The organism is Corynebacterium sp. UMB10119B (genome assembly GCF_030228125.1).
GTDB classification, from domain to species: Bacteria; Actinomycetota; Actinomycetes; order Mycobacteriales; family Mycobacteriaceae; genus Corynebacterium; species Corynebacterium pseudogenitalium.
Genome location: NZ_JASPBG010000023.1, coordinates 1 through 12,019, shown reverse-complemented (window position 1 = coordinate 12,019; position 12,019 = coordinate 1). Strand labels below are relative to the sequence as shown.

Here is a 12,019-nt window from a genome sequence, read left to right as displayed (position 1 = left end):
TCCTCCAACTGGGCTCGAACCAGTGACCCTTCGATTAACAGTCGAATGCTCTGCCAACTGAGCTATGGAGGAATACGTGCTTAAAGCAACGAGCAATACTTTAACCCGGATGTTGGGATTTGAAAAATCGCCAGTTCAAGGCATGTTTCGTGGACATGAACAGTGGGCGGTTGTAGGGTGGTCGCTATGAAACACTCACTGCTTGCACTCACTGTAGCTTCGGCTGTGTCCGTGACGGCCGTCCAGGCGCCTGTCGCGTGGTCGGAGGAGACGCAGCAGGCCGCGCCGGACAAGGCCAACAGCTCCGGGAGCTCCGACGGCGAGGAACTGAGCCCGGCTGCGATTGCGGGGATCACGCTTGGTGTGCTGGCCGCGGTTGGTGCGGGCGCTGCGTTCGCGGCGTCGCAGGGCATGATTCCGAACGTGGACCCGAAGATGGTTGCTGGGTTGACGGGGTTGTCCTCGACGGTGCCGGGGTTGGCGGCGTTGGGGTTCGGAGGGGCGTCGATAAATAGGTGCTCGCCGCAGGCTTTTGATGCGGTGATGCCGGGCTGGCCAGGCGTGACCGGGACGACTGTGCTGTACTGCGAGGGTCAGTGGGCCGTGGCGGGGCAGAAGCAGTCGGATTGGATTGTGCCGTTTGAGCGCAAGGGGGATCGCTGGGTGGCGCTGCTGCCGGATGGGACGTCGAAGCGCGGGCTGAACTCCGCGTGCTACAACGGTGACGCGCTGCGAGGCCGCGGTGCGCCACAGCAGTTTGTTGACAAGATCCGGGTCTGTGCCCCCGATGAGATCGGGCGGTAACGTGCCGCTGTAGTCTTGCAGCGTGGAAAAAAGAGGATTTCGAGTAGGCGCGCTGGTGCTTACTGCGCTGGTGATTGCGCTGGTCACCGCGTTTGCGGTGTTGAAGTTTGTGGTCCCGAACGGCCTGCAGGTCGGTCGGGAGGAGATCAGTGAGGCGTCGATAGGGGCGTCGTTTAGGCAGGTGGGGGAGCTCTCGGTTGAGGAGTATGCGTACTCGAACGTGGGCAACTACGACAATAAGGGGCTTGAGCTCGCGGGTGTGAAAGTGCCGCTGACCGGGCGCAACTTCTTGCTGAGCTACAGTGGGACCGTCAAGGCGGGCATCGCGGACGTCGAGGCGATCGGCGTCAACATTGACGACGCCGCCCAGACCATCACGGTGCGAGTCCCAGAGGTGAACGTGACCTCCTCGGAGATCGACGATAAGAGCGTGCAGGTGTATAAGCAGTCGATGAACCCGATCAACCAGGTCAAGGTGGAGGACGTCACCGGCTTCCTCGCCGAGGAGAAGACGCGTGCGGCGGATCGCGCGGTTAAGGAGGGGCTGCTGGATCGTGCGCACACACGCGTGGAGGAACTCATGACATCGCACGCGGAGGCGCTCAAGCAGGGCACCGCGATGCAGGACTACGAAGTGCACGTCGAGTGGGGGCGCAAGTAGCTATCATGTGGGCATGATTTTAGAAGAGCACCTTGCATCCTGGCCGGTGAAGCACTGCGCGGCGGCGCTCGTCGGTACGCATGGGGAAACCTACGGGGACCAGCACCGTGTGTTTGAGCTGGCGAGCGTGACCAAGCTGCTCGCCGCGTACGGGGTGCTGCTGGCGGTGGAGGAGGGAGCCTTCGAGCTGGACACCCCGTGCGGGCCGGAAGGCTCCACGGCGCGGCACCTGCTGGCGCACGCCAGCGGCGTCGGTTTTGATAGCAGGCGCCCGCAGAAGCCAGTCGGGGAGCGGCGGATTTACTCCTCGGCGGGCTACGAGATCCTCGCGGACTTTGTGGAGGAAACCACCGGCATCGCGTTTCCGGAGTACCTGCGCGAGGGAGTCTTTGCGCCGCTCGGGATGGAGACGGCAGTGTTGGAAGGCTCCGCGGGCCACGGGGCGCGCGCGAGCGTCGCAGACTTGAGCAAGTTCGCCGCGGAACTGCTGCAGCCCACACTGCTGCACCCGGACACCGTCGCGGAGGCGTTCCGCAACCAGTTCGGGGATTTGCGTGGGGTAGTGCCCGGCTACGGGATGCAAAAGCCATGCCCGTGGGGCCTCGGATTTGAGATTAAGGGGGAGAAGTCCCCCCATTGGACGGGGGACACCATGCCGGCCGACACGGTGGGGCATTTCGGTATGGCGGGGACCTATCTGTGGGTTGCGCAGGGCCAAGCCATGGTCGCGCTCACTGACGAGCAGTTCGGGGAGTGGGCGAAGCCCTTGTGGCAGGAAACGAACACTGCCATCTGGAACGCCCTGCTTTAGACTCGGGGGCATGCACGATACACACACGCCACCCCCGGAAGCAGGCCACCGCCTGCCGCCTGGCCAGGTTTGGCCCCTCATGCTTGCCCTGTTAACCGCCGTCTTCGCGTTCCAGCTGAACGCGTCCATGCTGGCGCCCGCGCTGGCGACGATGGAGCGTGAACTCGACGCCACCACTTCCCAGATCGGGTTGACGCAGACCGCGTTCTTTACCGCTGCGGCCCTGTTTTCCCTGTTTATGCCGCGGTGGGGAGATTTGATTGGGCGTCGAAAAGTGCTGGTGGGCATGATGGTGGTCACCGCGATTGGCTCGGTGGTTGCGGCGCTGGCGGCGAATGTCACCATGCTGTTCATCGGGCGCGTCATTCAGGGCGTGTCGGGGCCGACGGTCGCGCTGACGTCCGTGATGCTGCGCCAGGAGGTGCGCGAAGAGAAGCAGTTCGCGCTGCTGATTGGCATCTTGACCTCGATTAACGGTGGTATCGCGGGTATCGACGCCATCATGGGCGGCTGGCTCACTGCTGCCTTCGGCTTCCGCTCCCTGTTCTGGGTGATCGGCGTCTTTGCTGTCGTGGCGGTGTTCGCCGTGCACTTCGGCGTGCGTGAGACGAAGTCCGACGCCGGCTACGCCATGGACTGGAAGGGCGTGGTCCCGCTGGTCGTGGCCGTCGGCGCGATCCTGACCGCGCTGAACGAGGCCGGTGCGTTGGCTGCCGCGAACTGGTTCATGGTTATTGTTCTGCTCGCGGTCGGCGCGGTGGCGCTGGTGGTGTTCTGGCGCATCGAGTCCTCCACGGAGCACCCGCTGGTTGCCCCGCATCTGCTCAAGGAGCGGCGCACGTGGGCGCTCTTGACGACGACCACCCTGACCATGACCGGCATTTTCGCCGTGATGAACGGCCTGGTCCCGAACCTTGCTCAGGACGAAACGTTTGGTCCGGGGATGTCGGCGGGCGTGGTGTCCTGGTGGACGCTGACCCCGTACGCGCTGGCTGGTCTGGTGTTTGGTCCGATCGCCGGGTTCTGTGCCGGGCGGGTGGGCTACAAGCTCATGCTGCAGATCGGTATCGCCGGCGCGTTCCTGTCGGTGGTCTTCGGCACGTTCGTGGTGTCCAACCCGACGAAGGGCCTGCTGTTGGCGCTGTCGGTTGCCGCTGGTGTGACCTACGCGGGTATCGCGAATATCATGCTCGGGTCGCTGCACGTGGTGCTGGCGCCGAAGACGAACCAGGGCTACCTGCCTGGCCTGAACGCGGGCGCGTTTAACCTGGGCGCCGGTATCTCCTTCACCGTGATCTTCGCGGTGGTGGCCACGTTCGCCGACCAGAACGGCGGCTACCGCGCCGGCATGATCGCGGGCGCAGTCCTGCTCATCGGCGCGTTCTGTACGTCGTTCCTCATCCCGCGCCCCGAATCGCTTCCGGACACGATCGCCGCAGAAGACGCGGCACGAAAGAAGGTGCAGTAAATGACAACCAAGATCATCCTCGACTGCGACCCAGGCCACGACGACGCCGTGGCCATCCTGCTCGCAGCCGGAAACCCAAACATTGAACTCCTAGGCGTGACCACCGTCGGTGGCAACCACACGCTGGAGAAGGTGACGCGTAATGCGGCGCAGGTGCTGACCGTGGCAAAGCTCACGGACGTTCCGCTGTACGCGGGTGCGACCCGGCCGATCCTGCGCGAGGTGGAAACCGCCGAGGGCATTCATGGCGACACCGGCATGGAAATCCACGGCTTCGAGCTTCCCGAGTCGGCGCTGTCGGTGCAGGAGACGCACGGTGTGCAGTTCATCATCGACACGATCATGAGCGAGCCCGCCGGGACCGTCACCCTGGTACCTACAGGCCCGTTGACTAACATCGCGCTTGCAGCCCGGCTGGAGCCGCGCATCGTCGAGCGCGTCAAGGAGGTCGTCCTGATGGGTGGGGCGTATGGCACCGGCAACTGGACGCCAAGCGCGGAGTTCAACATCATCGTCGACCCTGAAGCCGCCCATATCGTCTTCAACGAGAAGTGGCCCGTCGTCATGGTTGGCCTTGATCTGACGCACCAGGCACTGGCGACGAAAGAGGTCGAGGAGCAGTTCGCTGCGCTGGGCACGAATGTTGGCGACTTCGTCGTGGGGCTCTTCGGTGCGTTCCGGAAGAATTACCAGGACGCCCAGGGCTTTGATGACCCGCCAGTCCACGACCCGTGCTGCGTCGCCTACCTCATCGACCCAACTGTGGTGGAGACGGTCAAGGTACCGGTGGACGTCGAGACGCAGGGCCTGCTCACCACCGGCCGCACCGTGGCGGACTTCCGTAGCCCCGCGCCCGCCGACTGCCACACCTCCGTGGCCACGAAGCTCGACGCCGAGCGGTTCTGGGCCATGGTGCTCGACGCTGTCAAGGCACTGGGGTAGCAGCCAGGTAGCTCCTGACCCTCAAGTAGAGCTTCAGTAAACAGGGGGATCAACCAGTTGTTGAGGGTTGCCCGGTGTGTCTCGTGTCATGCAAAGTGATGCGAGAGGCCGTTGGGGAAGACGAACCTCGTCTCGCACGAAGATGCGCCCGCCTAGTCAGCGGGCGCGGAACCGGCTAGTCACCGGGCGCGTGCGCCGCACTGTCACACACAGAAGGGTCCCCACAAATGACAACAACTCTCGTTGCCCCGCGTACGTGGCGCTCTGTCTGCGCCGCGCCGACGACCTCCGTCATGAGCATCCAGGACATGCCCGCCGCAGCGCGTATGCGCGTCGAAGAGCTCCTGCTCCTGCTCCCGGACGCGCCAGTCAACCAGGAAGCGCTCTGGGACGACGCCTGGTTCACCCGCTGGCGCCGGGACAGTACTGGCACCTACCAGTGCCGCGAAACCTTCCGCGCGACCCCGGACGTCACGCGCAGCTTCGCGGACGCGCTCGCGGCGCTAGCCGCCGAATACGGCTTCAGCGCCAGCGTCGAAGCGGCAGGATAGGGCTAGCTGTACGCGCCGTCGCCGAAAGGATCGGTGATGACGTCCACAAGCTGGGCAACGGAATCGATCACCTTCGTTGGCCGGTACGGGTAGCGGGCGATCTCGGCGTCATCCGAAATTCCCGTGCGCACCAGCAGTGTGCGCATGCCGGCCTCCAGGCCGGACTTCACGTCCGTATCCATCCGGTCACCAATCATGACCGTGTGCTCCGAGTGCGCGCCGATATTGTTCAGCGCCGAGCGCATCATCACCGGATTCGGCTTGCCCACGTAGTACGGCTCCATCCCAGTCACCGACGTAATCATCGCAGCCACCGCGCCCGTCGCCGGGAGAATGCCGTTCGGGCCGGGGCCCGTCAGATCTGGGTTAGTACCGATGAACCGCGCACCCTTCAAAATCAGGTTGCAGGCCGTCGTGATCGCCTCAAACGAATAGGTGCGCGTCTCACCCAGCACCACAAAGTCCGGATCCTGGTCCGTCAGGATCCACCCGGCCTCGTGCAGTGCCGTGGTCATCCCGGCCTCGCCAATCACGTATGCCGAGCCCTCGCCGACCTGCTGCGACAGGAAGGTTGCCGTGGCAGTCGCGGACGTCCAAATCCGCTCCGGCTCAATCTGCAAGCCCATCCGGACCAGCTTCGCCGAGAGGTCCCGCGGGGTTTGCATCGAATTGTTCGTCAGCACCATAAACGGAATCGATTCATCGTGCAGGCGCTGAATGAAGGCGTCCGCGCCGGGAATCATCTGCCCTTCCTTGTGCAGCACGCCGTCCATGTCGGTGAGATAGGAAATAGTCACGCTACGCTCCTTTGTAGTCCTCGTGCCCTTCAATGTAGGCGCTGAGCTCACCCAGCGTCGAGTGCTGCCGGTAGGTTTCCTCGTCAATCGGCACGCCAAGCTCTTGCTCGATGCGCACCGCAAGCTCAATACGATCTAACGACGCCACCCCGGCCCCATCCAGCGTGGTCTCCCGATCCAGGCCTTCAGTGTCCTCGCCGGTCACGCGCTCAATGAGGCGCGTGAGCTGAGCGAACGCGGAGGCATCCTCGGTGCTCGTGGTGGGGTCGGAGGGGGCGTCGTCAAGCTTGAGGGCGCTTAAGTCTAAGCGTTGTGAGAGTTCCATACCCACATAATAAGGTGGAGGCATGTTGCAATCAGTTGCCTACCTCCGATCGCTGACGCCGAAAGCGCGCCGGCAGCTCGTGGAAACCCGCGAACTGCTGCACACCGGCGACGGCGAATACGGGCTCAAGCCCGACCGCGAGGGCGTCCTTGAAGTCGACGCCGGGGGAGAGCGCATCAACATCCACTGGTACGAACTCGGCCCCGAGGACCCCGACGCCGTCACCGTCGTCTACGTCCACGGCTTCAACATCGCCGCCGAAGAATTCTTCCTGCAAACCGAAGACGTCGCAGGCCACGGGGTGCGCCAACTGCTGCTTGACCTGCGCGGGCACGGGCAGACCGGCAAAGTCGCCCCCGAACTCTTAACTATCGACGCCGCCGCCGACGACGTCGCCACCGTCATGCGCGAACGCAACGTGCGCGGACCCGCCATCGTGGTCGGGCACTCGCTCGGCGGCCCGATTTCGCTTTCGATGATGCGGCGCTACCACCACGAATTCAACCTCGCGGGCTCGGTGCAGATCTCCAGCGCGGTCGAACCCTTCACCGTCCAAGGCCTGCCGCAGATCCTGGCCGGGCCGATCGGGCGCTTCATCGAAGGCATCGTCGCCGTGACCCCGCACTTCGCGGAAGGCGTGCGGCAAGTCGTCACCGACATGCTCACCCCGATCCTCGCGCTCGGGTTCTACTTCCGGCCTATGAGCTACCAGCTGGTGCAGTTCCACGCCGCCATGATCCGCGAAACCCCGCTGGAAACCTACGCAGGCTACTTCGAGGACCTGCTGCACCACTCGGAACTCGACGCCGGCGAGGTGCTCAGCACCATCCCCGGCTACATCCTCGTCGGCGACCACGACGCCGTCACCCCAGTGTCCCAGAGCGCGAAACTCCACGAGATCTGGCCGCACGCCTACATGCAGGTGCTGCCCGAAAGCGGCCACATGCCGCCTCTCGACGCCCCTGGCGCCGTCAGCACCGCCATCAACCGACTCATCCAACGCATTACCGAAGACGTGAAGTAACCCATGAATTACAAATTGCTCGCCGTCACCACCGCCGCAACCTGCGCCATCGCGTGCGCCCCGCACGCGGTGGCTGCTGATGTGAAGGACGCTGACCGCTACCAGCCGAGCTTCCAAACTGAGCCCCGTTACGTACCGCTGGTCCCAGGTCAGCTCTACACAGAGAGCACCCGATTCACCCCGACCGGGGCGCCGGAGGGGACAACGTTCTGGGTCGCTGGCGGGGGTGAAACGCAAGGGGTGCCCATCGTCGCCACGATCGAAAACGACACGACTCTTGTCGTGCGCCTCCAGTTCTTCAACTGCGACCAAGTCGAAGCCGGGCAGCTCTACGCACCGAGTTGTACCACCGTCCAGCGCGGCGAAAACACCCGCAAACTCGACATCGGTGTGAAATACCCAGACGGGACTACGGAGTACATCAGCGTGCCGGTCTCGCTCGTTGCCGACCAGCGCCTGATCTACGAACCCGTCTACAAACCAGTCGAGGTCGCCCACGGCACATCATTCACAGTCACGCCGTTCAACCTTCGCGATCGCGTCGAGCTCCCAACCGACGCGAAGTTCGAGCTCATCGACCCACCTACCGGGTGGGACCTCTCCATCGACCCCGTCACCGGCACCGTCAGCGGCACCGCTACCGACGCCGCCCGCACCCCCTCGACCGTCGAGGTCCGCGCCACATTCGAAGACGGCACCTCCCGCACCGCTGGCCTCCAACTCAGGCACGATGGCCCTAACCCGGCCCCGCCGCAGAAACCACAAACACCCCCAGCGGACTCGAACGGCTCCTCGGGTTCGAGGGCGCTCGTCATCACGCTAGGGGTGCTGTCAACGCTCGCGGTGGTCGGGGCGCTGTTCGCAGCGTTGGCGCCGAACATTCCGGCGCTCGCCCCGTACCTGCCGCGCTAGCCCTTAGGCTTCGGTTGGGTCGTCGATCTTCAGGTCCTTCGCGGCCTGCGCGGCAACATCCATCTCGATCTTGCCCTCGTTCGCCAGGCCCATCAGCGCCGCAACCACCATCGACTCGGCGTCAATATTGAAGTAGCGGCGTGCCGACTCACGCGTATCCGAGAAACCGAACCCATCCGCACCAAGCACCAAGTACTGGCCCGGCACGTACGGGCGGATCTGCTCTTGCAGGTCCGTGGCGAAGTCGGACGTCGCAACGTACGGGCCCTCCGTCTGCTTCAGCTGACGGGTGACGAACGCCTCGCCGACGTCCTCACCCGGGTGCAGCAGCTGCTCGTTGGCCACACGCGCACCGTCGCGCGCGCACTCCACCCAGGAGGTCACCGAGTACACCGAGGCGCCCACGTTGTAGTTCTCCTGCAGGATCTTCTGCGCGCGAAGCGCCTGCTGCATACCAATGCCGGAAGCAAGCAGCGACACGTTGTGCTCGTGCTTCTCGCCCTCGTCGAACAGGTAGATGCCCTTGTGCAGGCCCTCAACGTCGAGGTTCTCCGGGCGCGCCGGCTGGTGCGTCGGCTCGTTGTAGACGGTGATGTAGTACATCACGTCCTCGCCGTGGCCGTCGCCGTACATACGCTCGATGCCCTTGGAAATCAGGTACGGCATCTCGTACGCAAAGGCAGGATCGTAGGTGACCACCGCCGGATTTGTCGACGCCAAAATCGGCGAATGACCATCCATATGCTGCAAGCCCTCACCAAACAGGGTGGTGCGGCCAGCAGTCGCGCCGATGATGAAACCGCGCGCCATCTGGTCGCCAGCGGCCCAGAAGTTGTCGCCCGTGCGCTGGAAACCGAACATCGAGTAGAAGATGTACATCGGGATCATCGGCTCGCCGTGCGTCGCATAGGACGTACCGGCCGCGATGAAGGACGCCGAGGAACCGTCCTCGTTGATGCCCTCGTGCAGGAGCTGGCCGTCCGTCGCCTCACGGTAAGACAGCTGCAAGTCGTGGTCCACTGGGACGTAGTTCTGGCCCTGCGGGTTGTAAATCTTCAGGGTAGGGAACCAGGAGTCCAGGCCGAACGTGCGCGCCTCATCCGGAATGATCGGCACCACTCGCTTCCCGATCTCCTTATCACGCATCAACGCCTTAAAGGTACGCACCAGCGCCATCGTCGTGGCAACTTCCTGCTTACCCGAGTCCTTGAACATGGCCTTGTAGGCCTTCTCGAAGTCCTGCTGCTGCTCCAGCGGCGTGAACTTCACACGACGCTCCGGCAGGTACCCGCCGAGCTCCTCGCGGCGCTCCTTCAAGTACTTGATCTCCGGAGCGTCCTCGCCCGGGTGGTAGTACGGCGGCAGGTACGGATCCTTCTCCAGCTCCTCGTCGCTGATCGGCACGCCCTGCTTGTCGCGGAAGCGCTTCAGGTCCTCCAGCGTGAGGTTCTTCATCTGGTGCGTCGCGTTACGACCCTCAAAGTTGTGGCCCAGGCCGTAGCCCTTAATCGTGTGCGCCAAAATGACCGTCGGCTTGCCCTTGGTCTCCAGCGCACGCTTGTACGCCGCATAGATCTTGCGGTAGTCGTGGCCGCCGCGGCGCAGCGCCCAGATCTCCTCATCCGACATGTCCTCGACCAGCTTCAGCGTCCGCTCGTCGCGGCCGAAGAAGTGCTCGCGCACAAACGCGCCATCATTGGCCTTAAACGTCTGGTAATCACCATCCGGAGTGGTATTCATGACGTGGACCAGCGCACCGTCCTTGTCCTTCTCCAGCAGCTCATCCCACTCGCGGCCCCACACAACCTTGATCACATTCCAGCCAGCGCCAATGAAGAAGGCCTCCAGCTCCTGGATGATCTGGCCGTTGCCGCGGACGGGGCCGTCGAGACGCTGCAAGTTGCAGTTGACCACGAAGGTCAAGTTATCCAGGCCGTACAGCGACGCCATGTGCAGTAGACCGCGCGACTCCGGCTCGTCCATCTCGCCGTCGCCGAGGAACGCCCACACGTGCTGCTGATCCGTGTCCTTAATACCGCGATCCTGCAAGTACTTGTTAAAGCGAGCCTGGTAAATGGCGTTCATTGGGCCCAAGCCCATCGACACCGTCGGGAACTCCCAGAAGTCCTTCATACCGTGTGGGTGCGGGTACGACGGCAGACCACCCTGCGGACGCGAATGCTCCTGACGGAAACCATCCAGATCATCCTCAGTCAGACGACCCTCCAGGAACGCACGCGCGTACATGCCCGGGGAAGCATGACCCTGGTAGAAAATCTGGTCGCCGCCCTGCTCAGCGTCCTTGCCGTGGAAGAAGTGATTAAAACCAACCTCATACAACGCCGCCGCCGACGCATACGAGGAAATATGGCCGCCAACCTTCACACCCGGACGCTGCGCGCGGTGCACCATGATCGCCGCGTTCCAACGCATCCAACGGCGGTAGCGCTTCTCAATCTGCTCATCACCAGGGAACTCCGGCTCCATCTTCGTCGGAATCGTATTCACGAAATCCGTCGACGACAACGCAGGCAAATCCACCCGCTTCGCCGACGCCCGCTCCAACAGGCGCAGCATCAAAAATCGAGCACGCTCCGGCGTGGACTGGTCCAGAATCCCATCAAACGAGTCAATCCATTCTTGGGTCTCTTCCGGGTCCGTATCATGCAGATACGAAGCGACACCCTCGCGGATCAACGGGATGTTGGAGTCATTATTGTGTTCAGCCAAGGAACGTCCTCCTAACGTTTCGGGCCTGCAACCAGCGAGGCACAGGCGGGAATGAAAACCTGCAAAACAGGATACGTGGTTTCAGCCAATTGCGTTGAACGTCACAAAACTCGAGGGCCCCCGGAGGCCGTCGCATATTTGTCCGGTAATGTGTAACCCGCAGATGTAAACTAAACGGCATATTTGCATACAACACTCATCTCATTGGGAGGAATAAGAACGTTGGGCGCCAACGGTGTCGATACATACGCTGACCGACTAGGGGTCAATCAAGGCGAAATCGTCCAAGAAATCGGTTGGGACGACGACGCCGACGCAACCATCTCCGAAGCGATCGAAGACCGCATCGGCGACCAACTCCTCGACGAAGACGCACAAGACCTCTGCGACATGATCCTGCTCTGGTACCGCGAAGACGACGGCGACCTTGTCGACGTCCTCGTCGACTGCTCCCGCAACCTCGACGACAACGCCCGCATCTGGCTCATGACCCCAGGCGCCTCCAAGCCCGGCGGCGTACAACCCGGCGTCATCTCCGAATCCGCCCAACTCGCCGGCCTGGTCCAAACCACCGCCGACCGCTTCGGCGAATGGCAAGGCTCCTGCCTCCGCTCCGCAGGTGTACCAAAATAGGCGTTTACCTGCCCGTTTGTTGTTAATTTTGCGATCGGTAGAAGCTTTGTTAAAGTCTCTACCCAGCGCGCCGTTAGCTCAGCTGGAAGAGCAACTGGTTTACACCCAGTAGGTCGGCGGTTCGAGCCCGTCATGGCGCACCAGGCCAGAGGCCCTTTCCGAGGAATCGGGGAGGGTCTTTTTTACGTCGCCACGACATTTCTTTTGGGCTGGCGTGTTGGGCTGGCGCACCAAATTCGAGGTTTTTCGTTTGGAGGGCTTGCGTTTCCCCAGGTCGTTGTTGTGGCTTAAGGGACATTTTGTGTGTTTTTACGGCGTGTCGCGATAAGGGACATTTTGTGTGTGTTTAGCTGCGTCCAGC

12 protein-coding genes and 2 tRNA genes are annotated in these 12,019 nt (G+C 62.9%); 10 read left to right on the top strand and 4 right to left on the bottom strand.

Annotation, left to right across the window (positions count from 1 at the left end; genetic code table 11):
- Positions 1-72, bottom strand: a tRNA-Asn gene (locus QP802_RS10820).
- Positions 73-186: 114 nt separating this feature from the next.
- On the opposite strand from QP802_RS10820, the gene QP802_RS10815 reads away from it, so the two are divergent.
- The 6 genes from QP802_RS10815 (at position 187) to QP802_RS10790 (ending at position 5,237) form a co-directional block, all read left to right on the top strand.
- Positions 187-804 carry a hypothetical protein gene (locus QP802_RS10815; RefSeq protein ID WP_284818828.1) on the top strand — a complete coding sequence of 206 codons (618 nt, stop codon included), beginning with the start codon at positions 187-189 and terminating at the stop codon, positions 802-804.
- A 22-nt stretch (positions 805-826) separates the two neighbouring features.
- The gene (locus QP802_RS10810; protein ID WP_284818826.1) at positions 827-1,465 is read left to right on the top strand and encodes a DUF4230 domain-containing protein; all 639 of its coding nucleotides are present in this window, start codon (positions 827-829) and stop codon (positions 1,463-1,465) included.
- Between the two features lie 13 nt (positions 1,466-1,478).
- Positions 1,479-2,276, top strand: a complete 798-nt coding sequence (locus QP802_RS10805) for a serine hydrolase domain-containing protein (protein WP_284818824.1) — start codon at positions 1,479-1,481, stop codon at positions 2,274-2,276.
- A gap of 10 nt (positions 2,277-2,286) precedes the next feature.
- Complete coding sequence (gene uriT / locus QP802_RS10800; RefSeq protein ID WP_070477959.1) at positions 2,287-3,744, top strand: uridine transporter UriT; 1,458 nt, start codon at positions 2,287-2,289, stop codon at positions 3,742-3,744.
- Positions 3,745-4,686: a uridine-preferring nucleoside hydrolase UriH gene (gene uriH / locus QP802_RS10795; protein ID WP_284818822.1), complete on the top strand. Its 942-nt coding sequence runs from the start codon at positions 3,745-3,747 to the stop codon at positions 4,684-4,686.
- Positions 4,687-4,913: 227 nt separating this feature from the next.
- The gene (locus tag QP802_RS10790) at positions 4,914-5,237 is read left to right on the top strand and encodes a hypothetical protein (protein ID WP_284818820.1); all 324 of its coding nucleotides are present in this window, start codon (positions 4,914-4,916) and stop codon (positions 5,235-5,237) included.
- Between the two features lie 2 nt (positions 5,238-5,239).
- Here QP802_RS10790 and QP802_RS10785 read toward each other — a convergent pair whose 3' ends face one another.
- Positions 5,240-6,034 (bottom strand): HAD-IIA family hydrolase, encoded by a 795-nt coding sequence (locus QP802_RS10785; RefSeq protein WP_255365820.1) that lies wholly within the window; start codon positions 6,032-6,034, stop codon positions 5,240-5,242.
- Position 6,035: 1 nt separating this feature from the next.
- A complete protein-coding gene (locus QP802_RS10780; protein ID WP_284818818.1) occupies positions 6,036-6,359 on the bottom strand; it encodes an acyl carrier protein in 324 nt (107 codons plus the stop codon).
- Between the two features lie 22 nt (positions 6,360-6,381).
- On the opposite strand from QP802_RS10780, the gene QP802_RS10775 reads away from it, so the two are divergent.
- Positions 6,382-7,383 carry an alpha/beta fold hydrolase gene (locus QP802_RS10775; protein ID WP_284818816.1) on the top strand — a complete coding sequence of 334 codons (1,002 nt, stop codon included), beginning with the start codon at positions 6,382-6,384 and terminating at the stop codon, positions 7,381-7,383.
- A gap of 3 nt (positions 7,384-7,386) precedes the next feature.
- Positions 7,387-8,295 (top strand): Rib/alpha-like domain-containing protein, encoded by a 909-nt coding sequence (locus tag QP802_RS10770; RefSeq protein WP_284818814.1) that lies wholly within the window; start codon positions 7,387-7,389, stop codon positions 8,293-8,295.
- Positions 8,296-8,298: 3 nt separating this feature from the next.
- Here QP802_RS10770 and aceE read toward each other — a convergent pair whose 3' ends face one another.
- Entirely contained in the window at positions 8,299-11,025 is a 2,727-nt protein-coding gene (gene aceE / locus QP802_RS10765; RefSeq protein ID WP_284818812.1) for a pyruvate dehydrogenase (acetyl-transferring), homodimeric type, read from the bottom strand.
- Between the two features lie 204 nt (positions 11,026-11,229).
- On the opposite strand from aceE, the gene QP802_RS10760 reads away from it, so the two are divergent.
- Positions 11,230-11,658, top strand: coding sequence for a DUF3052 domain-containing protein (locus tag QP802_RS10760; RefSeq protein ID WP_070362150.1), 429 nt, complete (start codon positions 11,230-11,232; stop codon positions 11,656-11,658).
- Between the two features lie 67 nt (positions 11,659-11,725).
- Positions 11,726-11,801: transfer RNA gene (locus tag QP802_RS10755), tRNA-Val, on the top strand.
- Positions 11,802-12,019: the final 218 nt, after the last annotated feature.